General features: G+C 55.8%; 25 protein-coding genes and 1 tRNA gene. 10 read left to right on the plus strand and 16 right to left on the minus strand.

Annotation, left to right across the window (positions count from 1 at the left end; translation table 11 throughout):
- Window positions 1-130: 130 nt before the first annotated feature.
- Window positions 131-1,132, minus strand: coding sequence for a LacI family DNA-binding transcriptional regulator (locus ACRX4W_RS06875; protein ID WP_432299767.1), 1,002 nt, complete (start codon window positions 1,130-1,132; stop codon window positions 131-133).
- Between the two features lie 284 nt (window positions 1,133-1,416).
- On the opposite strand from ACRX4W_RS06875, the gene ACRX4W_RS06880 reads away from it, so the two are divergent.
- The 3 genes from ACRX4W_RS06880 (at window position 1,417) to ACRX4W_RS06890 (ending at window position 6,288) form a co-directional block, all read left to right on the plus strand.
- Window positions 1,417-3,195, plus strand: coding sequence for a PTS lactose transporter subunit IIBC (locus ACRX4W_RS06880; protein ID WP_432299769.1), 1,779 nt, complete (start codon window positions 1,417-1,419; stop codon window positions 3,193-3,195).
- Window positions 3,196-3,270: 75 nt separating this feature from the next.
- Window positions 3,271-4,692 carry a 6-phospho-beta-galactosidase gene (gene lacG / locus ACRX4W_RS06885; RefSeq protein WP_432299771.1) on the plus strand — a complete coding sequence of 474 codons (1,422 nt, stop codon included), beginning with the start codon at window positions 3,271-3,273 and terminating at the stop codon, window positions 4,690-4,692.
- Between the two features lie 363 nt (window positions 4,693-5,055).
- A complete protein-coding gene (locus ACRX4W_RS06890; RefSeq protein WP_432299773.1) occupies window positions 5,056-6,288 on the plus strand; it encodes a Fic family protein in 1,233 nt (410 codons plus the stop codon).
- Window positions 6,289-6,325: 37 nt separating this feature from the next.
- On the opposite strand, the gene ACRX4W_RS06895 is transcribed toward ACRX4W_RS06890, so the two are convergent.
- Both ACRX4W_RS06895 and ACRX4W_RS06900 read right to left on the minus strand, forming a co-directional pair.
- Window positions 6,326-6,667 carry a sugar phosphate isomerase family gene (locus tag ACRX4W_RS06895; RefSeq protein WP_432299775.1) on the minus strand — a complete coding sequence of 114 codons (342 nt, stop codon included), beginning with the start codon at window positions 6,665-6,667 and terminating at the stop codon, window positions 6,326-6,328.
- A gap of 162 nt (window positions 6,668-6,829) precedes the next feature.
- The gene (locus tag ACRX4W_RS06900) at window positions 6,830-8,524 is read right to left on the minus strand and encodes a PTS lactose transporter subunit IIBC (protein WP_432299777.1); all 1,695 of its coding nucleotides are present in this window, start codon (window positions 8,522-8,524) and stop codon (window positions 6,830-6,832) included.
- Window positions 8,525-8,901: 377 nt separating this feature from the next.
- Here ACRX4W_RS06900 and ACRX4W_RS06905 point away from each other — a divergent pair, with 377 nt between their 5' ends.
- The gene (locus tag ACRX4W_RS06905) at window positions 8,902-9,801 is read left to right on the plus strand and encodes a DUF7916 family protein (protein WP_006234814.1); all 900 of its coding nucleotides are present in this window, start codon (window positions 8,902-8,904) and stop codon (window positions 9,799-9,801) included.
- 72 nt (window positions 9,802-9,873) lie between these two features.
- Window positions 9,874-10,593: a GntR family transcriptional regulator gene (locus ACRX4W_RS06910; protein ID WP_172678010.1), complete on the plus strand. Its 720-nt coding sequence runs from the start codon at window positions 9,874-9,876 to the stop codon at window positions 10,591-10,593.
- A 432-nt stretch (window positions 10,594-11,025) separates the two neighbouring features.
- On the opposite strand, the gene ACRX4W_RS06915 is transcribed toward ACRX4W_RS06910, so the two are convergent.
- On the minus strand, window positions 11,026-11,790 hold the full coding sequence (locus ACRX4W_RS06915; protein WP_271755878.1) for a DeoR/GlpR family DNA-binding transcription regulator: 765 nt from the start codon (window positions 11,788-11,790) through the stop codon (window positions 11,026-11,028).
- A gap of 206 nt (window positions 11,791-11,996) precedes the next feature.
- On the opposite strand from ACRX4W_RS06915, the gene ACRX4W_RS06920 reads away from it, so the two are divergent.
- Window positions 11,997-13,049, plus strand: coding sequence for an aldose epimerase family protein (locus ACRX4W_RS06920; RefSeq protein WP_195361258.1), 1,053 nt, complete (start codon window positions 11,997-11,999; stop codon window positions 13,047-13,049).
- Between the two features lie 325 nt (window positions 13,050-13,374).
- On the opposite strand, the gene ACRX4W_RS06925 is transcribed toward ACRX4W_RS06920, so the two are convergent.
- Complete coding sequence (locus ACRX4W_RS06925; RefSeq protein WP_432299779.1) at window positions 13,375-13,857, minus strand: PTS sugar transporter subunit IIB; 483 nt, start codon at window positions 13,855-13,857, stop codon at window positions 13,375-13,377.
- A gap of 207 nt (window positions 13,858-14,064) precedes the next feature.
- Between ACRX4W_RS06925 and ACRX4W_RS06930 the strand changes: the two genes are divergently transcribed.
- A tRNA-Thr gene (locus tag ACRX4W_RS06930) sits at window positions 14,065-14,140 on the plus strand.
- A gap of 208 nt (window positions 14,141-14,348) precedes the next feature.
- Here ACRX4W_RS06930 and ACRX4W_RS06935 read toward each other — a convergent pair.
- The 3 genes from ACRX4W_RS06935 to ACRX4W_RS06945 all read right to left on the minus strand — a co-directional run bounded on the left by ACRX4W_RS06935 (window position 14,349) and on the right by ACRX4W_RS06945 (window position 16,896).
- Window positions 14,349-14,822, minus strand: a complete 474-nt coding sequence (locus ACRX4W_RS06935) for a NanQ anomerase/TabA/YiaL family protein (RefSeq protein WP_117629886.1) — start codon at window positions 14,820-14,822, stop codon at window positions 14,349-14,351.
- Window positions 14,823-15,019: 197 nt separating this feature from the next.
- On the minus strand, window positions 15,020-15,955 hold the full coding sequence (locus ACRX4W_RS06940; RefSeq protein ID WP_432299781.1) for a hexose kinase: 936 nt from the start codon (window positions 15,953-15,955) through the stop codon (window positions 15,020-15,022).
- 59 nt (window positions 15,956-16,014) lie between these two features.
- Complete coding sequence (locus ACRX4W_RS06945) at window positions 16,015-16,896, minus strand: aldose 1-epimerase family protein (RefSeq protein ID WP_117847913.1); 882 nt, start codon at window positions 16,894-16,896, stop codon at window positions 16,015-16,017.
- A gap of 156 nt (window positions 16,897-17,052) precedes the next feature.
- Between ACRX4W_RS06945 and ACRX4W_RS06950 the strand changes: the two genes are divergently transcribed.
- Entirely contained in the window at window positions 17,053-17,637 is a 585-nt protein-coding gene (locus ACRX4W_RS06950) for a flavodoxin domain-containing protein (RefSeq protein ID WP_225093927.1), read from the plus strand.
- Between the two features lie 75 nt (window positions 17,638-17,712).
- Here the strand turns inward: ACRX4W_RS06950 and nagA are convergent, their stop codons facing one another.
- The 8 genes from nagA to ACRX4W_RS06990 form a co-directional block, all read right to left on the minus strand.
- A complete protein-coding gene (gene nagA / locus ACRX4W_RS06955; protein ID WP_117847910.1) occupies window positions 17,713-18,882 on the minus strand; it encodes an N-acetylglucosamine-6-phosphate deacetylase in 1,170 nt (389 codons plus the stop codon).
- A 117-nt stretch (window positions 18,883-18,999) separates the two neighbouring features.
- A complete protein-coding gene (locus ACRX4W_RS06960; protein WP_035137674.1) occupies window positions 19,000-20,166 on the minus strand; it encodes an AgaS family sugar isomerase in 1,167 nt (388 codons plus the stop codon).
- Between the two features lie 114 nt (window positions 20,167-20,280).
- Window positions 20,281-21,012, minus strand: a complete 732-nt coding sequence (locus ACRX4W_RS06965; protein ID WP_022094608.1) for a GntR family transcriptional regulator — start codon at window positions 21,010-21,012, stop codon at window positions 20,281-20,283.
- A 185-nt stretch (window positions 21,013-21,197) separates the two neighbouring features.
- On the minus strand, window positions 21,198-22,280 hold the full coding sequence (locus ACRX4W_RS06970; protein ID WP_055251210.1) for a PTS system mannose/fructose/sorbose family transporter subunit IID: 1,083 nt from the start codon (window positions 22,278-22,280) through the stop codon (window positions 21,198-21,200).
- Complete coding sequence (locus ACRX4W_RS06975; RefSeq protein ID WP_022094610.1) at window positions 22,270-23,070, minus strand: PTS mannose/fructose/sorbose/N-acetylgalactosamine transporter subunit IIC; 801 nt, start codon at window positions 23,068-23,070, stop codon at window positions 22,270-22,272. The genes ACRX4W_RS06970 and ACRX4W_RS06975 overlap by 11 nt, the downstream gene beginning before the upstream one ends.
- A 90-nt stretch (window positions 23,071-23,160) precedes the next feature.
- Entirely contained in the window at window positions 23,161-23,643 is a 483-nt protein-coding gene (agaV, locus tag ACRX4W_RS06980; RefSeq protein ID WP_022094611.1) for a PTS N-acetylgalactosamine transporter subunit IIB, read from the minus strand.
- Between the two features lie 36 nt (window positions 23,644-23,679).
- The gene (yajC, locus tag ACRX4W_RS06985; RefSeq protein ID WP_022094612.1) at window positions 23,680-23,961 is read right to left on the minus strand and encodes a preprotein translocase subunit YajC; all 282 of its coding nucleotides are present in this window, start codon (window positions 23,959-23,961) and stop codon (window positions 23,680-23,682) included.
- A complete protein-coding gene (locus tag ACRX4W_RS06990; RefSeq protein ID WP_035137680.1) occupies window positions 23,961-24,404 on the minus strand; it encodes a PTS sugar transporter subunit IIA in 444 nt (147 codons plus the stop codon). The genes yajC and ACRX4W_RS06990 overlap by 1 nt, the downstream gene beginning before the upstream one ends.
- Before the next feature lie 703 nt (window positions 24,405-25,107).
- Between ACRX4W_RS06990 and ACRX4W_RS06995 the strand changes: the two genes are divergently transcribed.
- Together ACRX4W_RS06995 and ACRX4W_RS07000 are read left to right on the plus strand one after the other, a co-directional pair.
- Entirely contained in the window at window positions 25,108-25,746 is a 639-nt protein-coding gene (locus ACRX4W_RS06995; protein ID WP_432299786.1) for a hypothetical protein, read from the plus strand.
- Window positions 25,747-25,755: 9 nt separating this feature from the next.
- Window positions 25,756-25,992, plus strand: a complete 237-nt coding sequence (locus ACRX4W_RS07000) for a helix-turn-helix domain-containing protein (protein WP_117847904.1) — start codon at window positions 25,756-25,758, stop codon at window positions 25,990-25,992.
- Window positions 25,993-26,124: the final 132 nt, after the last annotated feature.

Below are 26,124 nucleotides of genomic sequence, written 5' to 3' on the forward strand. Positions count from 1 at the left end.
CTATTTCGCCTCCACCTGTTACAGATCGAGACAAACGGAATAAGCCGAGTCGAAAGATCTCAATCTGTAACATCTAGCAGGGATTTTCGGCCCTACCTGTTACAGATTTAGACGAACAGGCCGAGCAAGTCTACGCCCGCAGGTCCTTTACGCTGGAACGCTCGACCAACACGCCCGAGACGAGCGTGCGGCTTCTGGAGCTCGGGGCTTCCAGACCGGCGACGACCTCGTTAAGCGCACGGACGCCCAGCTCGCGGTGGCGAAACTTCACCGACGTCAGAATCGAGTTGGGAATCGTCTTGTAGAGCTCATCGTCGAAACCGATCACGGACACGTCGTCAGGCACACTGAGCCCTTTGTCACGTAGAGCCATCATCACGCCGTTTGCCATGCAGTCGTTAGCAGCGAGGACCGCCGTGCAATCGGGCTTATCGGCAAGCACAAGGCCCGCGGCATAGCCACTATCCGCATTCCAATCGCCTTGCAGAGGTTCGGGCGGCTCAATGCCACGCGTCTCGAGTGCCGCACGCCAACCTTTCATACGGCACTGACTCGACAGCGACTCTTTCTTACCAGAGACGAAGTACACGTTCTTGTGTCCGCGATTTAAGAAGTACTCGCATGCCATGCGCGCGCCGCCCTCTTGGTCGTCACTGACGGTAGAGCAGGTAGGATGTTCCATCGACGTGATAATCACCGTCTTGAGGTCTTTCGGCGCCTCAAAGGTATCAAAGTCATCGACCATCTGGCGCAGGTTAAAAATCATGCCGTCGACAGGAAGCTGCGACATCCTACGTGCCGCTTCGGCAAGGGTCATCTTCTCCCCCGCCCGCTTTTTAATCATCGTGAGCGCAAAGCCTCGCTCTGCGGCGGCATCGGCGATACCGTCAATCATGTCCACGTTGCCGCCCGACAAGTGGAACAGCACCACGCCGATGCACCCGTAACGGCCCAACTTGAGTGAACGCGCGGCAAAGTTCGCCCGGAACCCAAGCGCTTCCATGGCAGCATGGACCCTATCGCGCGTCGACTCTCGCACGCTATCGGGCTCGTTGATCACGCGCGACACCGTCTTGAGAGAAACGCCCGCGGCAACTGCCACATCGTTCATTGAGACGCTTTTCTTGTCCATCGTTGCCACTGCTTCTCCAGTCGGTTCCCTATCGATCGTTCTTTGCGTTCTAGCATACACTACCTGTTCGGTTTTCAAATGTGCCGTTTACCGGACAATACCGACCGTTCACCCGTAAATCCTTGTTGCTCTTCCAAAAATGTCTTACGTTGTCATTAACGAAATGACAACGTTGTCATTTCGCAATGCCTTCCTTAAGCGGGAAGGTTTCCGGGCAGTCCTGACCATCCATCGACGACCAGTTCCATCCACATGCATCGCGCATCGAGCAGCAAAGGAGCTCTATGGACGCCATCGTAAAGATGCTCGAAAAGCATCAACCGTTCTTTGAGAAGATCTCGAGGAACATCTACCTCCAGGCCATTAAGGACGGATTCCTTGGGTGCATGCCCATCGTCCTCACCTCTTCGATCTTCCTGCTGATTGCCACCCTTCCTGGCGTAGTTGGCATCACGCTGCCCCAGCCGCTCATCGACTGGTGCAACAAGCTGTACAACTTCACCATGGGCGTCATGGGCATCATGGTTGCCGGCACCACCGCCAAGAACTTTACGGCTTCCATGAACCGTCGCATGCCCGCCGGCAAAGTGCTCAACGACGGTTCCACCATGGTGGCCGCCCAGTGCAGCATGCTGCTGCTCGCAGTCACGCAGTTCACCACCAAGTTCAACGGCTCCGAACTTTCGGTCTTCGACTGCACCAGCATGGGCACGCGCGGTCTGTTCTCGGCCTATATCGCCGCGTTTATTACCGTGTGGGTCTACAAATTCTGCGTCTCTCGCGATCTGACCATTAAGCTGCCCAAGGAGGTCCCGGGCGCCATCGCTCAGAACTTCCGCGACATCATCCCCTTTGGCGGCGCCGTCATCATCTGCGGCATCATCGATGTCATCGTGCGCAACCTCATGGGCGTTCCGTTCTCCGAGCTGCTTATCAAGCTGCTCTCCCCGCTCTTTACCGCTGCAGAAACCTATCCTGGCCTTATCCTTATCCAGGCAGCCACCGCGTTCTTCTGGTTCATCGGCGTCCACGGCCCCTCGATCGTCCAGCCGGGCATCGACCCCATCCGTCTTGCCAACCAGGCCGAGAACCTGCAGGTTCTGCTGGCCGGTGGCCACCCCGCCCACTCCCTCACCTTTAACATGTCGCTCGTAGGTGAGTTCGGCGGTACCGGCGCCACGTTCATCGTGCCGCTTCTGCTGATTCTCTTTATGAAGTCCAAGCAACTCAAAGCCGTCGGTAAGGCCTCGATTGTTCCTGTTGCCTTCGCCGTCAACGAACCGCTGCTCTTTGGCGCGCCGATGATCCTTAACCCCTACATGCTCATCCCTTTTGTTGCCGCCGGTTGCGTCAACGTGAGTGTTGCCAAGTTCTTTATCGATAACGTGAGCATGAACGGCTTCTCCTTCGTGGTGCCTTGGGCTACCCCAGCCCCCATCGGCATCTTCATCACCACGAACTTCCAGCTTATTGCCCTGGTATTTGTTGCGATCATCATCTTGCTGGACGCCATCATCTACCTGCCGTTCTTGAAGGCGTACGATAAGCTGCTCTGCGACCAGGAGGCCGAGCGCGCCGCCGAGCTGGGTCTCGAGTCCGATGGTGCCGCCGCCATCGCCGCCAACGCCTCTGCGCCCGCTGTCGAGCAGACTACCGCTTCCGTCGAGCCGACCGTTGCCGCCGCCGACAGCAAGCCTGTCGCCGATCAGCCCGAGCCTGCCGCCGACGCATCCGCTAAGAAGGATGTCGATGGCCTGAAGGTCCTCGTCCTGTGCGCCGGCGCCGGCACCTCTGCCATGCTTGCCAACGCCATCAAGGAAGGCGCCGCACAGACCGGAGAGAACATCGCTTCCTCCGCAGGCGCCTATGGCCAGCACACTGCCATCATGGATCAGTACGACGTCATCGTACTCGCCCCGCAGGTTCGTAGCTACTACAACGACATGAAGGCCGACACCGATCGCCTGGGCATTAAGCTGCTCGCCCCCCGCGGTAAGGAGTATATCGACCTTACTCGCGACCCCGCTGGCGCCATCAAGTGGCTCCGCGAGAACCTCGACTAGTTCCTCCCTCTGTTGGTGCCCGGATCCCCAGTTCGGGCACCTCTCCCTATTCGTATCCCACAGAAAGGATGACTCATGACCAACCCCATGCAGTTCCCCGACGGCTTTGTGTTTGGCGGCGCCACCGCCGCTTACCAGGTTGAGGGCGAGACCCGTACGCACGGCAAGGGCAAAGTGCCCTGGGACGATTTCCTGGCTGCTCAGGGTCGCTTCTCCCCCGACCCCGCGAGCGATTTCTACAACAAGTATCCGGTCGATATCGACCTGTGCCAGCGCTTCGGCATCAACGGTATTCGCGTCTCCATCGCTTGGAGCCGTATCTTCCCCAGTGGCACCGGCGAGATTAACCCCGAGGGCGTCGCTTTCTATCACGAGCTTTTCGCCACCTGCAACAAAGCAGGCGTTATCCCCTATGTCACGCTCGATCACTTTGACACGCCCGAGGTCTTCTACCAGGATGGCGGCGAGGGCTTCTTGACGCGCACGACCATCGATGCCTTTGTCGAGTACGCCAAGTTCTGCTTTGCCGAGTTCACCGAGGTCAAGCACTGGTTTACCTTTAACGAGATTCCCGCAACCGCCGAGGGCAGCTTTATCGTTGGCAACTGGCCGCACGGCGAGAAGTATCGCCTGGACAAGGCCTTCCAGCTCATGCACAACATGATGGTGGCCCACGCCAAGGCTGTCGTCGCCTTCCATGAGGGCGGCTTTGAGGGCGAGATCGGCATTGTCCAGAACCTGGAGCCCAAGTATCCCCTCGACCCCAACAACGCCGCCGACTGCGAGGCAGCTCGCATGGCCGACGTCATCAACAACCGCTGGGTACTCGACGCCACCTTCCGCGGCCACTATGCAGCCGACACCATGGAAGCTGCGACCAAGCTGGCCCATATCGCCGGCGGCGAGCTCGACGTCCGCGACGAGGACATCGCCGCGCTGACCGCCGCGCTCCCCTTCAACGATTGCCTGGGCGTCAACACCTACAAGTGCCAGTTCCTGCGTGCCGCCGAGGGCGAAAACGACATCAACCACAATGGCACCGGCGACAAGGGCTCCTCGCGCTGGTTCCTCAAGGGCGTGGGCGAGTCATGCGTGCGCGAAGGCGTACCCACCACCGATTGGGACTGGATCATCTATCCCGAGGGCCTCTACGACCTGCTGCTCCGCATTAAGAACGATTACCCCAACTACAAGAAGATCTACATCACCGAGAACGGCATGGGCTATAAGGACGACTTCGAGGACGGCTTTATCGACGACGCCCCTCGCATCGACTACATGCGTCAGCATCTCGCGTGGATCCTCAAGGCGATCGACGGCGGCGTGAACGTCGACGGCTACTTTGTGTGGTCGCTGCAGGACCAGTTCTCCTGGACCAACGGCTATAACAAGCGCTACGGCCTGTTCTACATCGACTTTGAGACCCAGAAGCGCTATCCCAAGGCGAGCGCGTACTGGTACAAGAACGTCGCGGAGACCGGCCTGCTCATGGCCTAGTTTCCGCCGCATACCCCCTGTCGGCCGCATGCGAATCCCTCCACGGGTTCGCATGCGGCCTTTTTTTGGTGGGCTCGAGCGGATCATTCGTCTCGATCTGTAACATCTAGAAGGGATTTTCGGTCCTACCTGTTACAGATTTAGACGAACGGGTGGCCCGGGCCGAACAATCTCGATCTGTAACACGTAGCCCACTTTTAACCGTCTAACTGTTACAGATCGAGACAATAAGATAGTCAAATCCGAACTTTCCAAGCAGTTATAAAGCATGGTTTCTAGTTTTCGGTATCACGAACATACTTTCGGTATCATTTAATGATATTATGATATCGAAAGTATGTTCGTGATACCGAAAGGAGCCGCATGCGCCAGTTCGATTACACCACAGTCCCAGCGGAACTCGAAGCAACTCCAATCACCAACCTCCTCCTCTCGATACGCGAGCATAAAGGCCGTCAGCTTGCTCTGAGTCAAGTCAAACCCGAGCTTCTATCGTCCCTAATGGAGGAGGCTAAGATCCAAAGCACCCGGTCCTCCAACGGACTTGAAGGAATTGTTACCACCCAAAAAAGACTCAAAGCGATCATGGCGTATTCCGCCAAGCCAAGCTGCCGCGCAGAGGAAGAAATTGCTGGATACCGAGATGTGCTGTCGCTTATTCACGAGCAACACGATTCCATTCCCGTAACGCCATCGGTCATTCTGCAGTTGCATCGTGACCTCATGGCGCACACGGCAATCTCGTATGGAGGCCATTGGAAAGATAGCGATAACGAAATCGTCTCCATTGACGATCAAGGAAATCGATTTGTGCGCTTTAGGCCCCCTTCGGCCCTAGCAACCCCGGGACTTATTAAAGAAGCCTGCCAGTCCCTCAACGATGCTTTATCTCGCCAAGTTTGCGATCCCCTCCTTATATCGCTCCGCTTTATCTTCGATTTTGTTAGCATTCATCCCTTCAACGATGGCAATGGCAGGATGAGCCGGCTCCTTACAACGCTGCTGCTCGAAAAGACTGGATACGACGTTGCGCGTTACATCAGCATCGAACGACTTATTGAAGACAACAAAGCGCTTTACTACAACGCTCTCGCTGCAAGCTCCACTGGATGGAATGAAAATCAAAACACCGAAGTACCCTTTATCCGTTTCATGCTCGGAACAACCCTGGCCGCCTACCGACAGCTCGAGCAGCGTACCTTAATTGAATCAAGCACTCGTCCCATGTCGAAGCAAGCGCGCATCGCCGTTCTATTTCAACAGAGACCCGGCGTCATTAAGAAATCCGACATCCGATCCAACTGCCCCGATATCAGCGAGGTCACCGTTAAACGAACCCTCGGTCAGCTTGTTAGTTGCAGCGCAATCGAAAAAACAGGAGCGGGTCGTTCGACAGGCTACATACTCAAAGACGTCCATGCTCTAGAACTATTCTTGCAATCCACAATACCCGATAGCGAGGCCGCAATAACAAAAGAGGCTCCAAAGGATAAGCTCCTTGAACGTATAAACCACGCCGAGGATGAAAGCAAAGAGGGGCTCTATGAAGACTATGATTCATTCTCAAGGGACATAAAGACGAAATACGGAGTCTAGTCATATCTCAGAATAGCCTCATCCTTGTTGCTCAAAGTTATTTGCGCGTCATTGTAAAGCGGTACCCCCGCGCCGGCAGGGGGGGGCAGATGTATCGCCTGCCGATCCTGCTGGAGTCGGCAATCAGATAGCGCGTATCGACCTTGCTAAAGGCGAGCTGCTGGATGCGGCCCTCGTCCATGTTGGACGTGGACACGTCGCCGTCCAGAATACCGTTGGCGCCGATAAACGCCGCATCGATGCCCAGCGCGCGCAGGGTATCCTCGGCCGTGGGCCCCACAAAGGCGGCGGTGCGGCGGCGGTACATGCCGCCCACCAGGCACAGCTCGCAATCCTCGCGCGCCTCGAGCAGGCTAAAGGCCGAAAGCGAATTGGTCACATAGATGAAAGTCAGCTTGTCGGTGACTCGGAGAGCGCCAATGCGATCTCACGACGGTTGCGCTCATTGTCTCAATTAGATACTCAACGAAATACGGCCCCGCAGCTCAATAAGCTGCAGGGCCGTACTATACACCGACGAATCAACGACGGAGTGCATCCACTATTTGGCCAGCTCCTGAACGATCCAGTCAATTGCACCTTCGGGATCGTTGGTAAGGTCGATATACTCCTTGCCCCTTGTGGTGAGCAGTTTAATTCCAAGGCGATCGGTATCGGCCTTCATAGCGTCATAGTACATGCGTGCCTGGGGTACCAGAACAATCACGTTGTACTGATCCATCGTCTCATAGTGGCTTCCGTACGCACCGGACTGAGAAACCAGATCGATACCCTTAGCAGCGGCACCTTCGCGAAGAGCATTTGCCAAGAGAGTCGAAGTGCCGGCACCCTGGCAAAGCACAAGCACGCGGATCTGCTCCGCCTTGTCCTTTACCGCCTCGAGAGCTTTTGCGACATTTTCCTGTGCGGCAATAGCATCTGCATCCGAGGTTCCTGCAGTCTCCTTTGCAGACTCTTCCAAACAAAGCTGATGGTCATACGCCTTGCAGAACGGATAGTAAATCACAAAGTCAACGACCAACAGCACTGCCATCAATACGAGAGAACGCAGATCGAGACCCGTGGTGAGGAATGCACCGATTGGGCCGGGAAGCGCCCACGGCATGGTATACATGGGGGCGTTCATTCCAATGACGTCAATGAAAAATTTACCGATAATGGCGTTGACCATAGGAGCCACTAGGAAGGGCACGAACATATAGGGATTGAGAACAATCGGCATACCGAAGATAACGGGCTCGTTAACTCCAAAAATCACCGGGATAATCGATGCCTTGCCCATGGCTTTAAGCTGCTTGGAGCGCATAAACATGATCAGGATAATAGGAACGATGAACGTGCAGCCAGAACCGCCCAGACCGCCGATGAAGCTTGTAAAGTCCTGCGTGAGAGCAATTGACGGGTGTCCACCTGCTTGGAAAACCTCAAGATTGGTAACGGTATTGCCGTAGAGCGCAGCATTGATCGGACTCATGACAACCGAAGCACCGTGGATACCCATAAATTGGAAAAGTGCGACCGCGCCTTCGATAAGCGCCATGCCAGGATAGGTGTCAACCGCGGAGAACAGCGGCGAGATGAGAGCGGATACCAAATTGGCGAACGGCACAGCAAGCAGCTTGCGGCTCGCAAGATCGATAAAAGCGCACGCAAGGATCGAAAACCCAAATGCAAAGATATCGCGAAAACTCTGCGCAATAGAGCCAGGGACCTCTTTGGGGAGCTTGATCGTCACATTATGGCTAATGCACACCTTATAGATATTAACGGTCAAGAATGCGGCTACGAACGCAGCGAGAAAACCCTTGGTTCCCATATAGCCGGTTTCAAAAACAGATGTATCTGCTCCGCCAATCGAGACAACATCGTTCGTCACCGATAGCAAGAGCATGCCGCACATGGCACAAACCATGCACGAGGTGGGGTTGAGAGATTTACCCGAAGGCATGCGACGGTTCATCGACATGGCAAGTGAGCTCGCCGTGGTGCCGGCCACCATAATGCCAAGAAGTCCCATGGTATATGCATAGATTTTATTGAAGAAATCCAGCACCTCAGACGGAAGCGTGATGCCTACATAGGCAGGGAGCGTCGAAAGAAGAAGGAACAGGCTCGAGAACAGCACAATTGGCATATTCGAGAGAAAGCCATCCTTAATCGCCACCAGATAAATGTTCCTCGAGATTTTGTCGAAGAGAGGCTGGTGTTTTTCAAGGAATTTGACGATAGCGTCCATAACACATCCTTTCATGATTCCCGGGCACACAACGATTTATCCGGACTCAACCGTCGTCGTCCCCGTTTGTATCCACTTATGTAAGTGAATACGTTCTTGTGAGAAATGTAATATCATTTGCGCGATTTGTCATAACCAATTCTTTTTCCGCTTTGTCGATATGTCAAGAATTCAAATACTTATTCGGTGAACGGTAGTTGATTAATATAATGTTTTCCCAGCTAAAGGCTATTTTTTCCGAGCAGTACAATAAGTTTGCAACCGTTCACCGATTGGATATAACATATTGAATATATTGTTGTAACAATATTAGAGACAATGTCACAAGCCTGTCGTTCTAGTCAAAGGAAGTAACAATGCCCAAACGATTACTGAACATGTCCGCATCCGATTTTGCCGCCACGTCACCCATGGATCTAAAACAGGCAATTCTGGCTTCCGAGGGACGTACCATCATGGCGGAAAACGTACCCTCTTCCCAATTTCTCGGCGGCGTTACTAATGCAGAAATCGAACGTGCCGCAGGTGCCGACCTGCTTCTGTTTAACGCGCTCGATGTGTTCGATCCAGTTATTGCCGGTATTCCAGATGATCTCAATGAAAACCCGGTCACTTGGGTGAAGCGAGCATGCGGAAGGCCCATTGGCGTCAATCTGGAGCCAGTTGATAACGAGGCAGAGATGTCTGAATCCCGAACGGAAATCCCCATGGGTCGTCGCGTCTCTCCCAAGACCTTAGAAAAGGCTAACGAACTCGGATTTGATTTTATCTGCCTGACGGGCAACCCTGGAACCGGCGTCTCCAACGATGCAATCGCCCATTCGATTAAACTCTCCAAAGAGCATTTCAATGGCCTGGTCATAGCCGGAAAAATGCATGGAGCGGGCGTTGCGGAACCTGTCATGACGCTCGAAATTGCGCGCAAGTTTGTTGACCTCGGCGTCGATATCCTTCTCGTGCCAGCCCCCTACACCGTCCCTTGCTTCCAAGAAGCAGACCTGCGCGCCATCGTAGACTTTGTACGATCCCACAACGTAGGCAAGTCAATTGAAGAGAAGGTTCTCGTCATGGCGGCGAACGGGACGAGTCAAGACTCCTGCGACAGCGAGACCATTAAGAAAATAGGCCTTGCAGCAAAAGCAGCCGGTGCTGACCTCCAACATATCGGGGACTCCATGAACGGTATTTGCCTGCCCCAGAATATCTTCACGCTCGGACAAGCCCTTCGTGGATACAGGCATCAGATCGTCATGCTGAGCCGCTCTGTGATACGTTAAGGTTACCTTGCCCATGTTACATCCCGACTGAGGCAACCATCAGGTATAACCAACATGCAAACTGAGGCTCTAATGCTCGATACACACGAAAAACGGCCACTCTATTTACAGCTCACCGACGCGCTGCTCAAGCAGATCGTCGATGAATATCAAGCAGACGATAAACTTCCAACAGAAATGGAACTCTGCGACGAATACGCCGTAAGCAGAACAACCGTCCGACTTGCCATGAGTGAGCTGGAGCGTCGTGGAAGTATCTATCGAATCCAAGGTAAGGGGTCGTTTGTTGCACCGAAACGCGTTAGCGAGCTCAATTCACTTTTAGACTTTGACTTTGCAAGCCATTGCGATGGCGTTGATCCGGATGCCATCACCAAACATTTCGGCGGCCTCACATCAGGTCGTCCAATTTCCGTAATGATGCTCCAACAATTTGGATGTCAAAGTCGCGATGAAATTCAGCGTCTTGAATTGACCTACGAACTTGAAGGCAGCTTCATAGGCGCTGATACGTTCTTCATTTCAAAGTCGCGCGTTCCGAATAACCAGTTAGATTTTCAGGCATTTAGCAGAATCATGGACGACTTGTCCAAGTCTATCCAATCTGTTAGGGAAAGCTATAGAGCACGTCAGCTTAGCGATTCCGAAGCCAGTAATTATGGTGTTGCAAAACTTCCGGTCATCGAACTGACTCATTATGCTTACGACTCCGGAGGCAAACTAATCTCAATTGTCTGCCGCACCGTCTTAACTGGGCGAATCCCTTATCAAAACTTTATTTTCAAGTCCTAATGTTCTTTTTCTTTTGTCTCGATCTGTAACACGTAGCCGAGTTTTTAAGTCCTAACCGTTACAGATCGAGACAAACAAGGTAGACCCCGCCGAATTGTCTCAATCTGTAACACTAAGACCGGTTTTGGACGTCTAGATGTTACAGATTGAGATGAATGCACAGGCCAATATCCCCAATCTAAATCTGTAACAACTAGCTGAATTATTCGGTCCTAGCTGTTACAGATCGAGACAAACGGAATAGGCCGGGTCAAAAATCTCAATCTGCAACATCTGGTTGGTGGTTTCACCCCTACCTGTTACAGGCTGAGACGATTTGATAGTGGAATCCTCATTTGCGCGTCATATCGCGTAGCGCTGACGCGCTGGTTTCCACAATGACAGGAGGTAAAAGTCCTCCCGCATCGCCTGTTGGCAATCCCGTAGCGCTAGCTAGCAAATGACCTGCGTGTGCTCCTCGATGGCGACACGATCCTCGGCGGCGATACCCGGCTCGCACACCACGGCGTCCAAACTGTCCAGGCGGCAGAAGGTGTAGAAGTCGCGCTTGCCGATCTTGCTGGAGTCGGCGATGAGGTAGCGTGAATCGGCCTTGCTAAAGGCGAGCTGCTGGATGCGGCCCTCTTCCATGTTAGACGTAGACACGTCGCCGTCCAGAATGCCGTTTGCGCCGATAAAGGCTGCGTCGATCCCCAGTGCGCGCAAGGTGTCCTCGGCCGTGGGGCCCACAAAGGCGGCAGTGCGGCGACGGTACATACCGCCCACGAGACACAGGTCGCAGTCTTCGCGCGCCTCGAGCAGATTAAACACCGAAAGCGAATTAGTCACGATGCGTAGGCGGCACGCCGGCAGCATCGAGGCCATCTGCTCAACTGTAGTGCCCGTCCCCAAAAAGATGGTCGAGCCCTCCTCGATGAGCCCAACGGCGCGGCGCGCGATCTGCAGCTTTTCCTCGGCATGCTTAGTGCGCTTTTCACTGTGCGAATACTCATGGCGCAACATAGCGTGCGGGCGACTCTGCGCACTACGGGCGCCGCCGTGCACGCGCTCGATCTCGCCTAGGCTCGCAAGCTCCTCAAGGTCGCGACGGATCGTCATGTCCGAGACACCTAACGCATCCGAAATCTCCTTAACCGAAACCGTGCCCTGCTCATCGAGCAGCTGGCGAACCCTATCCTGTCGCTCTGCCTTAATCACGATGAATCCTCGCCGTTCTATGCGTGCATATCATTCAAACAGTAACGAACAAATTGTATCAGACCCGTGCGCGTCAAAAATGAACGCCCGCACAGCTCCAATCATCACTTTTTTGAGAAAAATACCCCCTGCTTTAGTGGGGTGTAGTGATAATCTCGCCTGTTCGCGCTACAGTTTGTCGGAAATACCTCGATGTTAGGAACCAAATGATCACTTCCGAGCTTTTCGGCACCGCGCCGTGCGGTACCCCCGTTCATCGTTACACCCTCAACGGGCCCGAGATCTGCGTTCGCATTATGGACTATGGCGCCACCGTGCTTGGTATCGACGTGCCCGACATTCCCGGCAACGTGCGCGATGTGGTGCTGGGCTTCGATAAGCTCGAGGATTACTTTGACAACCCCGCCTGCTTTGGCGCGACCATCGGCCCCGTGGCAAACCGCACCGCGGGCGCCACGATCACCATCGACGGTACGGACTGGCATATGCCCGCCAACGAGGGCGCCAACAACCTGCACAGCGATCTTGAGCACGGTCTGCATAAACGCGTGTGGGACGTTGAGCTCGACGAGACTCACAACGCCGTGCGCATGACCACCTCGCTTGAGGATGGCGAACTGGGCCTTCCCGGCAAACGCACCTTTACGGCCGTGTTTACCGTTACACGCACCGGCGTCTTTCGCATCGAGTATGGCTGCGAGAGCGACCGCGCCACCTACGTGTCCATGACCAACCACACATACTTTAACCTTGCCGGCCATAACGCCGGCATGGACTGCGAGCACTTCTTTGTTGCCAACGCTGCCCACTACCTGCCCATCAACGAGCAGAATATCCCCACCGGCGAGATCGCTCCGGTCGAGGGAACACCGTTTGACTTTCGCGAGCTGCGCCCCGTCGCTCCCGGCATGGAGGCCGACGACCCGCAGATTAAGCAGGCCCGTGGCTACGATCACTGTCTGTGCATCGATGGCTATCAGTACGGCCGCAATCTCCGCCGCGCGATGCACGTCGAGGAGATGTGGACCGGCCGCGAGCTGGACTACTACACCACTGCCCCGGGCGTGCAGCTCTACACCGGCAACTGGCTGGGCGACGAGCACGCCAAGGACGATGCTAACTATGGCTGGGGCGCCGGCTTTGCTCTCGAGGCCGAGATGTACCCCGACACGCCGCACCAGCCGTTGTTCCCGCAGGGCATTGTGGGCCCGGGTCACCCCTACAGCAATGTGATCGAGTACCACTTTATGAGGCACTAAGCCCACAATGCAACATATTGCACAGCAACGCCCGCCGGCACCACCGCCGACGGGCGTTTTTCATCTTTTGGGCGCATTTTCGCTGTGACTATATGAGTGGCATATCAAAACTATGCCCATTTACTACGTTTAGCCCGGGATGCTCGAGCATGCACCGGTTTTTGTTAAATTCGCGAGCCGTCTACCTGCAGTTTTGTTTTTCTCAAATTCGACATGCTCGGCGATAGCCGATCAAACGTAGTAAATGGGCATAGTTTTTAACAGGCGGCATCGCACGCGTCCCTCGCAAGGGCAAAATGATCCGTTTTCCTCCGTCCCCAAGGGATCAGTTGAACAGATTGCCGATGGGATCGGGGGCGGAACTGGGGAGATGGCGGATTTCTAGCTCTATACCGAGCTTTTGCAACTCTTTGAAGGCGGCGATGTCTGTATCGCCTACGGCAACGGCAGGCGTTGCAGAGCGCTTGCCCTCCCCCGCCCGCATATGGCCGATACTAATCTTGGTTATTGGCACACCGCCCTTAACCAGCGCGAGCGCATCGGAGGGTGAGGCCACCATGATCAGAATCAATTGGCGAGGCGTTGCGGTATGAATGATGTCGATGGCCTTTTGTACCGAGAAAAACCGCGTCCAAACGCCTTCTGGCGCCGCCACCCTCATGGGTGCCCATTGGCGCGAATCTGCCGCGATCTCATCGTTGACGATTAGGACAAGGTTGGAACCCACGGCTTCGTTCCACAGCTCAACGTCTTGTCCGTAAATGAAACGGTCGTCGATACGTGTGAGAAGGATCTTGGGTTGAGCCATGGCTGCCCCATTCTGTTTGAGACCCATACGAGCGGGACGTCGACCACCAACTCAACAGCTGGTCAAGCGCCAGATGGACGCCGCAGACATCACGCCTCTAATATTAGTGCATTTAAAGTGAGAAAAGCCGTCAGAACACTTGCGCGGATTTGCGATGTCCCGTATCATAGACAGCCGTTGACGCCTCAGTTGCGCCATCACATGGCCGCCAGCGTAGCTCAGTTGGTAGAGCACCGCTCTCGTAAAGCGGGGGTCACCGGTTCGAGCCCGGTCGCTGGCTCCATTGCACAAGATAGCCGCCTTCGGGCGGCTTTTTTGTTGCTGATTTCGGGCGCGCTTCCGCCAATCCAAGCACAACGCCGCCGGAAACTCTCCTACTCAACAAAAGCCCCGCCAACCGCAATCCCCAAAGGAACCGCGTTCAGCGGGGCCCAAGCGAGCTCCCCCAAGGGATAACGCTCGCAACACGAACAGCTCAGCCGAGCAGCGCGCTACTCCTCCCAGTAAGCATCTGCAAGCAGCTTAAAGCAAATCTTCTTGACCGGCTGCGCGCCATCGCCCGGGAACTCGAGCGTGGGCATGTGAGGCTCGCCGGCAACAAACAGCGCAAACTTGTCGTCAGCAAGATCGCCGGCGATCGAGGCGTCGGAATCGACCAGATCGTAGTCGTCCTTCTCGTCGAACTCCTGGACCAGCGTCAGGCTGCCCGTGGCAACCTTAAAGGCCTCGCGACCCTCGACGTCGATCTGCAGGTCGTGATAGCGCTGATGCGTCTCATAGTGAGCCTCGGCTTCGGGACGCGTCGTGGGAGCCATGACGTTCGCAAAGACCTTGTCGCCCAGAATCGGATGGCTGCCGACCTCGAGCTTCGCCGGATCGTTCTCCTCGAGCCAATCGATCAGCACGTCGAGGCCCTTGAGCATTCCACGGTACTCCTCGATATCGCCCAATGCACCGTAAATCATCTAAATCCCCTCTCGGATCGTTTCTTTGGCGGCTACTCGGCAAACGCATTACCGACGCTGTTGCCACCCACATGCGTCTCGACCAGGGTAAGGTCGGGATTGAACACGACAGTGTCGGCGTCGCGCCCCGGCATAATGCTACTGCACCTGTCGTCGACATGAGCTAGCAACCGATGCCGGGGCCGCAGCACAAGCTCCTACAGCTCGGTCACGACAACGCCGTTGTAAACCTCGTCCCAACGATCCATAACCAAGTGGCCAGTCATGGGATCCATGGCATTGAGCTTGCCGCAGGTGTTGGCGGTACGCAGCACCGTCTCGTCGTCGGCTCCGGCAGCAATCGCATGTGCGAAGCCGGCAATGGTCGAATCGCCAGAGCCCGTAGCGTTAACGGCGGGGATATCGGGGGTCTTGGCGCGGAACGCACGGCCGTTATGGAAACCAACGGAGCCGGCAGCGCCCATAGATACGACGACCCAGGGGATATCGGAGAAGCGGGCGTCAGAGGCGAGCGCGGAACGGAGCTCGTCCACATCGTCGGTGGTAAAGCTCGTGCCCAGAAGGCCGTTAATTTCGGTCAGGTTAGGCTTAACCAGCTCAGGCTTGACCTCGGACTTGAGCGCAGCCTCGAGCGAGGCGCCCGAGGTATCGAGCAGCACCTTGGCGCCGGCGTTCTCTGCAATGCCCGTGATCTTAGCGTAGTAGCCCGCCTCGACGCCGCGGGGCAGCGAACCCGAGATGGTAACGACATCGGCCTTGCTCGCAAGCTCGGCGAACTTGGCGGTAAAGGCATCGAGCTCCTCGGGGGCAATCGTCGGGCCGCTCTCGAGCAGCTCGGTCTGGTTGCCGGCGTGGAGGATGTTGAGACAAATGCGAGTCTCGCCCTTGATGGGCACAAAATCATTCTTAATGCCGTTAGCATCCATGAGCTCGGCCATATAGGCGCCCATATGACCACCAAGCAAGCCGGTTGCCACGACATCGTCGCCCAGCTGGCCCAGGACGCGGGCCACGTTGAGGCCCTTACCGCCGGCGGTCTTTTCGGGCGTCACGCGGTTGACGTCGTCGATAATGAGCTCATCGAGCTGATAGCGCGTATCGACGGACGGGTTCATCGTAACGGTGAGGATCATTTCTAGCTCCTTATCTCGCAGGCTCCTTATGCCTTGCAAAACGAATTGGCTACATGCGACTACAGAATCTCGATTGTGAACGAGCGCACGATGGTTTCTTTGGGCTTGGCGATAAGGCAGCCGCGCTTGTGCTCAAGCACGTCGTCCTCATCGGAGCAGGTCGAAAGACCGCCCCAGGGCTCAACTGCCACAAAATCACCCTCGGGCTTGCTCCACACAATGAGGTACGGGAAGCCCTCAAAGCTCAGGCGAACACCCTTGTCCTCGCCCTTTTTGGAAAGCGTGACCTGACGGCTCTCGAGCACGTCAAAGATGGTCTCCGCAAAATCGAAGAGCTCATGTGACAGAGGCAGCGTCTTTCCCACCATGGGGTTCTTGGAGCGGTTGGTCACGTCAATCAAGCCAGTCGAGGGGACGGCAGCGCAAAGCTCAGCAGCCTCGTCTTTCTCAAAACGCAACTCGTAGTCCGTATAGGCCTCGCCCTCATCGAGCGGGCACCTAAAGCCGGGGTGTCCACCGATAAAGAAAGGCATGTCCTCGGTGCCCTCGTTGGTAACCTCATAGGAGACGCGCACGGCGGCGTCCTCGAGCGTATAGCGGGCGACAAGCTTAAACGGATACGGATAATCGCTCAGCAGCGCGGCGTTATCCTCCGAAGCCAGGCACATCGCCAGCTCGTTCTCGCTCTGGCTCAGCAGCTTCCACTCCTGTTTGCGCGCAAACCCATGGCGGGCGAGCTTCACATGATGTCCGGCAAACGTCATGGCACTGTTATCGCGCAAACCTCCGCAAATCGGGAAGCAAATCGGTGCCTGGCCGGACCACACGGCGGGATCGCCCTGCCACAAGTACTCGCGACCTCCAGCCTCAATCGAGGTAAACGAACCACCGGCCGTGGAGACCTTGATAGAAATCGAATCGTTGGAGAGAGCGTATTCCATTGTCCATCCTTTCGAACAACTGCTTTTTGCTCGCAAGAACCCGTCTCGGCCCTGACCAAAGGACAAACCCGCACGTTCATCGATGCGTCCGGTTTCCCAGCCATGCAACGGGGTACCATACAGACATTGATGCAATTACAGCTGAAAGGCCTTCTTATGCGAACCATCATCCTTTATGCCTCACACCACCACGGCAATACGAAAAAGCTCGTGGACGCCATCGTCGAGGCGCACCCCGAGATCGATACCCTCGACGTGAAGTCACTCGGTAAAAACGAGTACCCCGACCTGCACGAATACCATCTGATCGGTGTCGCCACGGGCATCTATTACTCCGAGATCGACAAGGACATGGCACGCGTGCTCACGAACGTGCTGCAGCCGCAGGACAAGGTGTTTGGCCTTATGACCTACGGTGGCAAAAACAAGTGGTACGGCAAGGATATCGATGGCATCTGCCGCATGAGGCAGGCCATCTTTATGGGCGTCTACGGCTGTCCCGGCTTTGATACGTGGGGGCCGTTCAAACTCACCGGCGGCGTCCAGAAGGGACACCCGACCGCTGAGGAAATTAAGGGCGCCGTCGACTTCTTCGACAAGATCGAAGACGAGTATGGCGACATCATCGTCGAAGAGTACGCCAAGCGCGAGAAGCGTCTAGCATACGAAAAGGAGCATCCCGCGGGGGGTCTTGTGGCCGGCGTCAAGCGCACGGCAAAGAAGATCGTTAACAAGCTGTAACTGTTAAGGTGCTTTTGAGCGTTTAACCCATACGGCGGGTCCGAGCAGATTCGGGCCCGCCGTCTTTTTCTATCGTTAATCGGTAAAGGCGTTGCCGACGCTCTGGCCGCCAACATACGTCTCGACGAGGGTGAGCTCATGGTCGAACACGACAAAGTCGGCGTCGCGACCCGGCATGATGCTGCCGCACTTATCCTCGATGTGCGCAGAGCGAGCCGGCACCTCGGTTGCCATGCGAATGGCGATATCAGCGCTGGCGATGCCCCAATCGACAATGTTCTTGACGCCCTGGGCAAGCGTGAGCACCGAGCCGGCAATGCTTTTGCCGTCGGCGAGCCAGCACAGGTTGTCCTTCATGATGACGTCCATGCCACCACTGGTGTAGCTGCCCTCGGGCATGCCGCCGCAGCCCAGGCAGTCGGTGATGAGCACCGTGTGCTGCCAGCCCTTTGCCTGCAGCAGTGCCTTGATGGCGGCAGGGTTTACGTGCTTGCCGTCACAGATGATCTCGGCGTAGGTCTCGGGCGTGGACATGGCAGCACCCACGACACCGGGCTCACGGTGATGCAGACCGCGCTGGCCGTTATAGGTATGCGTAAAGCAGCTGGCACCGGCATTGATAGCGGCGATGCACTCATCGTAGGTGGCGTCGGAGTGACCGATGCTGGTCACCACGCCCTTGGCGTTCAGGGCAGCCGCATAAGCAGCGGCACCGTCGCGCTCGGCGGCCATGGCGCTCTTAACGATGCGACCGCCCGCAGCCTCCTGCCACTGGTCGAAAACCTCCTCGGAGGGGTCAATCAGGTAAGCGGGGTTCTGCGCGCCCACGTGCTTCATGGTAAAGAAGGGGCCCTCCAGGTAGATGCCCTGAATGCGGGCACCGCAGAAGTCGGGGCCGCGGCCCTCGTCCGCCTTGGCGATAGCAGCGCAGGCGTCCTTGATCTGTTCGACGCCATCGGTGAACGTCGTGGGCAGCCAGCTGGTGGTACCGCGACGGGCGAGCTCGGTTGAGCTGATATCGATGCCCTCGGGATCGTTATCGGTAGTTGAGTGGTTGTAGAAGCCATGGATGTGAGTATCGACCATACCCGGTGCGATCCACGATCCCGTGTAGTCCTTAATCTCGCAAGAGGGCTCGTCGGCCTGCCAGGCGCCAAAAACGCCATCCTCGACCATAAGATAGCCGCCCAGTTGCGGGCCTGCCGGCAAGAAGAACTTGTCAGCCTTAATTGCGTACGTGCTCATATGCACTCCTCGCTTCTAAAGCAGTTGACTGTGGTAATGCTTATACCCAGCTCACGTAAAACAAAAAGCGCCCGCCCGCCGTTATGAGCGGACGGGCGCCCTTACAGGGGGACGCGATTAAGCGGTGAAGGGGTGAATCGTCACGCCCTTAACCACGCGGTTGACCGTGCCGGTGGGGCTCGGCGTATCGGGCGTGTTGCCCACGCGGACGGAGTTGAGCAGGCTGATAGCCTGGGCAAACATCACGAACGGCAGAGCAAGGTAACCCTCGGGAAGTGCCTCGTAGCCCTTAAAGGTGAAGGACTCACCCTCATAGACGGTGGCACCTTCCTGCTGAACGGCGATGGTGTGCTGAGCGATCTCGTCGCCACCGATCTCGTTGAGGATGTCGATGTCGTACTGACGGGTGTAGGCGTCGTTGTTGACGAACACGAAGACGAGCGTCTTATCGTCGACGAAGGACTTAGGTCCGTGACGATAGCCCATGGAGGTGTCGTAGGAAGTAGCGACCAGACCGTGAGCGAGCTCGAGGATCTTGAGCTGGCTCTCCTGAGCAAGGCCACCGAAGGAGCCAGAACCCAAGTAGGTCACGCGGTTGAAATCGCCAGCCAGGTAATCGGCGATCTCGGGCTCACGGGAGATGACCTCCTCGCCCATCTTGGCAATCGTCTCGACCCACTCGGCCTTCTGCTCGTCAGAGGCAGTGTCGAAAATAAGGGTGGAGAGCAGGGTCATGCAGGAATAAGAACCGGTCATGGCGAAGCCCTTGTCGTTGGCGCGCGGAATGAGCAGCGTCAGCGCATTGGGATCATCGGCAGACTCGACGGCAAGCTTGCCCTCGGGAGCGCAGGTGATGTTGAGGAACTTGACGTTGTGGACGAGCTCCTTGGCAACGGCAACGGCGGCAAGGCTCTCGGGGCTGTTGCCAGAGCGGGCAAAGGAAACCACGAGCGTGGGATCCTCGGCGCGCAGGAAGTCGCGCGGGGCGCTCACGATGTCGGTCGTGGCGATGGGCTTAAAGTCGTAGAGATCAGTGTTGCCAGCGTGACGCAGGTACGGGGCGCAGGTATCGCCAACGTAGTCGGACGTACCGGCACCGGTGAAGACAACGGACAGACGACCCTCGCCCATAGCGCGAGCCTCGGCCAGGAAGGCCTCGATGGCCTCCTTGTTCTCGCGATAGATGTTGAGCGTATCACGCCAAAGCTCGGGCTGCTGAGCAATCTCGGCCGTGGTGATCTGGGCGCCGAGCTCGGTGAGCTCCTCGACACTCTTCTCGAACATTTCTAATACCTCTCTCTAGAAGTAATCCTCTGACGTGCAATTATACACTTCGGTTGGTTATCTGGTAGTAACCAGTTAAATGCAAAGAATCACCATATGGAAACGATGCGAGCACTAGTTACTGCGCTGGTGGTAAACCTTGTATTTAAACTGATCGGCACGAGCAACCGAAAGTGTGTACTCCACTACCTCGTTTGACTCGTTATACGTAGTCCTGACCAAATCGAGCACAGGCGAGCCCTCGACAATTCCCAAAAGGTGGGCATCGGTGGGACGGGCTATGCTCGCATAGAACTCCTCTTCGGCCACGCGAATCTTTTGCTGAAAGTCCTGCTCAATCACATCGTAAAGCGGCTTACGCTCCAGCAGCGGTCGCTTTAGGGACAGAAATTGACGAACCGGTAGATAGCTGCGTTCGACCATCATGGGCATGTTGTCGGCAGAGCGAAGACGCTTGAGCTTAAAAATGCGATCACCGATGCGCAATCCCATATGCTCGGCCAGATTCTTATCGGCCTCCATCTCGCAAAACTCGAGAATCGTGGTCTCGGGTTCTCGACCCATCGCGCGCATCTGCTCGGTAAAGCTGTAGGACTGCATAAGATTGGTTGCTTTTGCCGAACGGTCGGTCACAAAGGTACCGCGACCGTGCTGCCGAACCACCAGTCCTAAACGCTCCAGTTCCTGCAGAGCCAGGCGTACCGTAGTGCGCGAGAGACCATAGCGCTCCGAAAGTTCGCGCTCGGAAGGAATCATGTCACCGGCGCGATATTCATGGTCAATCTTTTCGGTCAGAATATCGACCAGCTGATCGTACAGCGGTTGCTTACGCGCTCCGATCGCCATCCTATCCTCCCTTTTGCTCGAATTCGGCTAACTACCTAGGGTGTTATGCATTATCTGTCTGCCACACCCGAATCATTAAGAAAACAAAAGCCGCGCGCTCTTTCGAGCACGCGGCTTTTAACATACACATGGCTTAAGGGGTCGGGGTGTGAGCCGCGTAGGGACACACCCCTCAAGCTAGAGCCTTACCAGATGCTCGGCCAGAGACCAAGCGGGCCAGCGCCCAGGATGCCAAGGACGAAGAGCAGGAGAATGCCCTTGGTCGGGGTCCAGCTGTGCTTAGCGAACATGTAGTAAAGCAGCAGCGTAAGCATAAGCGGGACGAGCTTCGGGACGATGGTGTTGAGGGTGTCGGCAACAGAGAAGTTGACCGGATCCTCGGTAACGGTGCCGTAGGTCACGGACTCCATGCCGTTACCCAGATCGGTGACGCCGCACTCGACAGCGTTGCCGTCGGCATCGGAAGCGGTAAGGGCGTTGCCGTCCTTATCGGTCATGGCGATGGTACCGGCCTCAGCGGTCTCGGTATCGATGCCCTCCATACCGGTGAAGTTCTCGGCCTCCTTCTCGGAGACGATCACGGTAGTAGCGGAGAGACCACGGGTGGTGCCGTTGGGGATCTGGAGGTTGATCTGGGTGCCACCCATGGTGACGACCAGGCAACCGACGACGAAGACGCCCATGATGGAAGCGGCACGCGTGAAGGCCTGCATGTTGGCGGTCAGAGCGTCAATAGCGCTGGTGCCAAGCTTGTAGGACCAGTTCATGAGCCAGAAGCGCAGAGCGAACTGGACGACGTTGAAGATCACCAGGAAGATGATCGGTGCAGCGGCGTTGCCGTTGATGGCCATGTTGGAGGTGATGCCGGCCGTGATAGGCACGAGCGTCAGCCAGAACAGGGCGTCACCGATACCACCGAGCGGGCCCATTGCGGCGACGCGGACGGCGCGGATCGTGGGGATGTCAACCTTGTTCTGCTCGAGCGAAAGCACGATGCCCATAACAAAGGTGACAAGGAACGGGTGGGTGTTGAAGAACTCCAGGTTGTGGCTCATGGAAGCCGCGAGGTCGTTCTTGTTGGTGTGGATCTTCTCCAGACCGGGGATGATGGAGTAAAGCCAGCCAGCGGCCTGCATGCGCTCGTAGTTGAACGATGCCTGCAGGAAGCAGGAGCGCCAAGCCATCTTGTTGAGGGTCTTCTGGTCGAGCTGCGGAGCAGGAGTGAGATCCTCGTAGTGCTCCGGGATCACATACTCATTAGATGCCATCTTCGAAGTCACCTCCGTCAGAAACAGCTGCACCCTTCAGCTCGGTCTGCTGCTGGAAGTCCCAGAAAGCGATGCCGAAGCCGATGAGAGCGAGGATGAGCAGAGCAGGGGTTGCCAGCGAATCGTTGGCAACGGTGATGAGCGCGAGGCCAAAGCCCATGAGGAAGAAGCCCCACATATCGCGGTTCATCATAACCTTGAGCAGGACGGCGAAGCCGACGAAGCGCATCATGCCGCCTGCAGCGGAGAGACCGGTCTGCAGCCAAGTCGGGATGGCAGAAGCGATGGTCTGACCGATGGTAGCGCCAGCGATGAAGAACAGGGTGACGACGACAGCGAAGATCAGGCCGAGCAGAGCCATGGCGAAGTAGTTCAGGCGCTCGATGCCCTTGGTGTCCGCGTTGTGAGCCATGTTATCGGCCGTGGACATAAGCGGGGACATAAGCGTGAAGACCAGGGTAACGCCAAGCTGGCCAAGCAGAGCGAACGGAATGGCGAGGCCGACTGCCGCGTTGGGCTCGAGGCCCGTGGCGATAGCGAGAATGGCTGCCATGATGCCGCCGATGACGGCGTTAGGCGGCTGAGCACCTCCGATCGGCATGTTGCCGATCGTCATGAGCTGATAGGTACCACCCACGAGAAGACCGGTGTTAAGGTCGCCAAGGATAAGACCGATGACGGCGCCGGTGACGATGGGCTGATAGAGAGACTCGAGGAAGTCAAACTGGTCGATTGCCGCGATGAACGTGACGACGAAGACCAGAGCGATCTGGATGATCGAGTATTCCATCTTGCTCCTCCTTTCAAAATGTATGTACGCACTTTGGATTTCACGTACAGAACGTCAGGGTTTCACTCCTGACAACGTGGATCACGAGGATTACGAGAAGAGCTTGCTCGTGTCCTCAACAGGCGTGCTCGGAACGCGCCTGATCTCCAACTCCACCCCCAATTCCTGCAGCTCTTTAAACGCAGCGACATCCTCGTCGTTAACTGCGACGGAGGTGGCGACTTGGCGCTTTCCTTCCGACATGTGCATGTTGCCGATGTTTACCTTCTTTATAGGCACACCGCCCTTGACGAGCGTAAGCACGTCTTCCGGTGTTTCGGCCACGATGAAGATCTTCTGGCGCGGGCTCGCCTTGCCAATGACGTCGATGGTCTTCTGCAGAGAGAAGAAACGCGTAGCGACGCCGGCGGGAGCGGCCATCTTCATGAGGTTCTGGCGCATGGTGTTGGACGCCACGTCGTCGTTGGCGACGAGGATGAGGTTGGAGCCCAGGGTGGAGTTCCACTGGGTGGCAACCTGACCATGAACCAGTCGGTTATCGATGCGGGTAAGAAGAATGTTGGGTTCTGCCATGTTGATCAGCTTCCTTTCGTTATTTGCTGACGACAGTTACTTGATCTCCTGAATCGCGTAACGCGAAACATCTACGACGGCTCCGGATCGGACTTTGATCTGGACCTTCTCGCCTTCGATGCCTTTGACGGTTCCGTAGATACCGCCGGCGAAAAGAACCTCTTGACCCGGCTTGAGCTCGGTGTGCAGCTCCTTGAAGTACTTCTGCTTCTTCTTCATGTTGATTTGCGACCAGATGGTGTAAATCAAGCCCATGATGACAAGCAGGCCTAAAAGGGCGACCGAGGAGCTCAGGACGTTGGCTCCGAAATCGGCCATTAGATGCCGTCCTCGTCGCCGAAGATATCCTCTTCCTCGGAGCCGGCAACGGATGCGACCGTCTGGGCGGTGACGCCCGTCTGTCCAACGGTCACGGCCTGCTCGCCAAGCTCGGCGAGCGTGGCATTGCCTCGGAGGAACAGAAGCTCAATAACCATGGGAAGGTTGGTGCCAGTCAGAACCTCGACGTTGTCGACATCCTGGGCAATCATCATCGACTGGTTGAACGGGGTGCCGCCAAGCAGGTCGGTAAAGACGAGCACGCCATCGCACTCCTCGCGCATGGCGGTAATAGCGGCGCGGAGATCCTCACCGTAGGATGCGGCCTGGTCGCCCTCAAAAGGAACGACGGTAAAAGCAGGCTGGTCGCCGGCAACCATCGCGATAGCGCTTGCAAGGCCGGGTGCGAACTGTCCATGACCGGTAAGAATAAAGCCAACCATTCAAATTTCCCTTCCGAAGGTGTGTACAATCTGAGTCCGATGATTTTCGGAAGCCAGCGGGCGCTCGCCCTTAAAGCTTCTTGGAAAGCGTTCTTTGAAGACCAGTGGTTTCTAAACTGGTAGTAACCACGTGACGTGTTGTTGTCACTATATCACCCCAGAAGAGGTCGCTTTCCTTGATTCATACGGTAAAACGTTTTTGCACCGCTCACGGTGATAAATCGACCGTTTACCGGTCGTTAACACTTCTACCTGCGGTTTTGAAACCGTTTCGAAATGCTTTGGCAAAAGATCGGATCTTTTCCTGTGTCTAAACAACGCAGGGCGGCTAAAAATAGCGTGAAGAAAAATTGCAGGTCATTGTGAAGATATGTGAATTGGTCTTTTTGACTTAATACCAGTTAGAACCAGTTTTGAGATTATCGGTGAACGGTAGTTTTCGACCGTTCACCGGTTACTTGCAATCGTTTGCAGTTGTTTTCCCAGATGAATTAGGGAAGCGCGATGGAGCGCTTGCGCGATCACGGGAAGTTTTTGGCATTTGTCCTCATCCCCCGAACGCCAAACTCCGGCATCCAAAATGAGCTAATAGCTCACGCTAATCGTTTTCAATCATTACTTACTCAGTATACGTAATTATTTATCGTTTATCGTTAATTTTGATATGATACAAGTATCATCCAAAACGCCGATTGGAGAGGTTATGGTCTACCGAAACGCATCTATATCGAATGAAACCATCAGCCGCGAACAGACGATAGCCAAACTGAGGAAGCTCGCTCGCATCTGCAAATGGGCCACAATCTGCATTACCACAGCGCTCGCTCTGGGACTCCTCGCAGTCATTGCGATTGACCTTCTACTTATATTGCCCGGCCTCTCCCAAGGGTCGTGCCTCCAATCCGTAGAACTTCAAGCCGGCGAAGGGCCGTGCCTGGCTATTGTCGGTACCGATGCGCAGGCCCCACTTATGCTCGTCGCACACGATGGCCACACTGCCATAGGGAGCCTCTTGATAACATGCCTCGCGCTTACCATCGCGATAAGCGTGCGCAGGCTTTTCTTCAACATTGAAAAGGAAGGCAGGCCCTTTGACCTTGAATGTAACCAGACACTTCGTCGAGTAGGACATTTATTCCTTATCGGCGGCGTTGCCGTGAGGCTTCTTGGTGCCGTAATCACGGGAATGATACTCTTAGGATTTGGCGGCAGCTTTACGGATGCGTTCGCCGGCCAGTTATTCGAGCCCTCCATGCTCTTTGCAGGCCTGATTATTTGCCTGATTGCCAGCATCTTCCGCTACGGGTATATCCTGCAAAAACAAGATGACGAGTTGCTCTAGGAGGAATCCATGATTATTCTGCGGCTTGACCGCATGCTCGCCGAACGCAAGATCTCATCCAAAGAGCTTGCGGAACGCGTGGGCATCTCCCAGGTCAATATGTCACGCATTAAGACGGGCAAGGTTTCTGCCATACGTTTTTCAACTCTTGACGCGATATGTCGGGCACTCGACTGCCAACCGGGCGATGTACTGGAATATATGCCTGACGATGAAGCCGATAACCTTTTTGGACGTAAAGATTGATAGGCATAATTTAGCCACCAGCGCCTAAACGCAAATAGCCCGCTAGAACAACATCTGAACTGCGTCCCAAATCTTGGACGCCCTAAATAGCGACTAGGCCGCGAGGGCCTGATTCCGGAACTCCTCCGGGGT

Origin of the sequence: Collinsella aerofaciens (assembly GCF_964283865.1) — a bacterium.
GTDB lineage: Bacteria > Actinomycetota > Coriobacteriia > Coriobacteriales > Coriobacteriaceae > Collinsella.

Bases quoted from the DNA above. Each gene is read 5' to 3' on its own strand.
- ACRX4W_RS06945 (WP_117847913.1), bottom strand. From the start codon at position 16,896: ATGGAATACGCTCTCTCCAACGATTCGATTTCTATCAAGGTCTCCACG.
- ACRX4W_RS07000 (WP_117847904.1), top strand. From the start codon at position 25,756: ATGATTATTCTGCGGCTTGACCGCATGCTCGCCGAACGCAAGATCTCA.
- ACRX4W_RS06975 (WP_022094610.1), bottom strand. From the start codon at position 23,070: ATGGAATACTCGATCATCCAGATCGCTCTGGTCTTCGTCGTCACGTTC.
- ACRX4W_RS06910 (WP_172678010.1), top strand. From the start codon at position 9,874: ATGCTCGATACACACGAAAAACGGCCACTCTATTTACAGCTCACCGAC.
- ACRX4W_RS06900 (WP_432299777.1), bottom strand. From the start codon at position 8,524: ATGGACGCTATCGTCAAATTCCTTGAAAAACACCAGCCTCTCTTCGAC.
- ACRX4W_RS06990 (WP_035137680.1), bottom strand. From the start codon at position 24,404: ATGGTTGGCTTTATTCTTACCGGTCATGGACAGTTCGCACCCGGCCTT.
- ACRX4W_RS06905 (WP_006234814.1), top strand. From the start codon at position 8,902: ATGTCCGCATCCGATTTTGCCGCCACGTCACCCATGGATCTAAAACAG.
- ACRX4W_RS06890 (WP_432299773.1), top strand. From the start codon at position 5,056: ATGCGCCAGTTCGATTACACCACAGTCCCAGCGGAACTCGAAGCAACT.
- ACRX4W_RS06960 (WP_035137674.1), bottom strand. From the start codon at position 20,166: ATGTTCGAGAAGAGTGTCGAGGAGCTCACCGAGCTCGGCGCCCAGATC.
- nagA (WP_117847910.1), bottom strand. From the start codon at position 18,882: ATGAGCACGTACGCAATTAAGGCTGACAAGTTCTTCTTGCCGGCAGGC.
- lacG (WP_432299771.1), top strand. From the start codon at position 3,271: ATGACCAACCCCATGCAGTTCCCCGACGGCTTTGTGTTTGGCGGCGCC.
- ACRX4W_RS06965 (WP_022094608.1), bottom strand. From the start codon at position 21,012: ATGGCGATCGGAGCGCGTAAGCAACCGCTGTACGATCAGCTGGTCGAT.
- ACRX4W_RS06880 (WP_432299769.1), top strand. From the start codon at position 1,417: ATGGACGCCATCGTAAAGATGCTCGAAAAGCATCAACCGTTCTTTGAG.
- yajC (WP_022094612.1), bottom strand. From the start codon at position 23,961: ATGGCCGATTTCGGAGCCAACGTCCTGAGCTCCTCGGTCGCCCTTTTA.
- ACRX4W_RS06920 (WP_195361258.1), top strand. From the start codon at position 11,997: ATGATCACTTCCGAGCTTTTCGGCACCGCGCCGTGCGGTACCCCCGTT.
- ACRX4W_RS06875 (WP_432299767.1), bottom strand. From the start codon at position 1,132: ATGGACAAGAAAAGCGTCTCAATGAACGATGTGGCAGTTGCCGCGGGC.
- agaV (WP_022094611.1), bottom strand. From the start codon at position 23,643: ATGGCAGAACCCAACATTCTTCTTACCCGCATCGATAACCGACTGGTT.
- ACRX4W_RS06970 (WP_055251210.1), bottom strand. From the start codon at position 22,280: ATGGCATCTAATGAGTATGTGATCCCGGAGCACTACGAGGATCTCACT.
- ACRX4W_RS06925 (WP_432299779.1), bottom strand. From the start codon at position 13,857: ATGGCTCAACCCAAGATCCTTCTCACACGTATCGACGACCGTTTCATT.
- ACRX4W_RS06995 (WP_432299786.1), top strand. From the start codon at position 25,108: ATGGTCTACCGAAACGCATCTATATCGAATGAAACCATCAGCCGCGAA.
- ACRX4W_RS06950 (WP_225093927.1), top strand. From the start codon at position 17,053: ATGCGAACCATCATCCTTTATGCCTCACACCACCACGGCAATACGAAA.
- ACRX4W_RS06935 (WP_117629886.1), bottom strand. From the start codon at position 14,822: ATGATTTACGGTGCATTGGGCGATATCGAGGAGTACCGTGGAATGCTC.
- ACRX4W_RS06940 (WP_432299781.1), bottom strand. From the start codon at position 15,955: ATGATCCTCACCGTTACGATGAACCCGTCCGTCGATACGCGCTATCAG.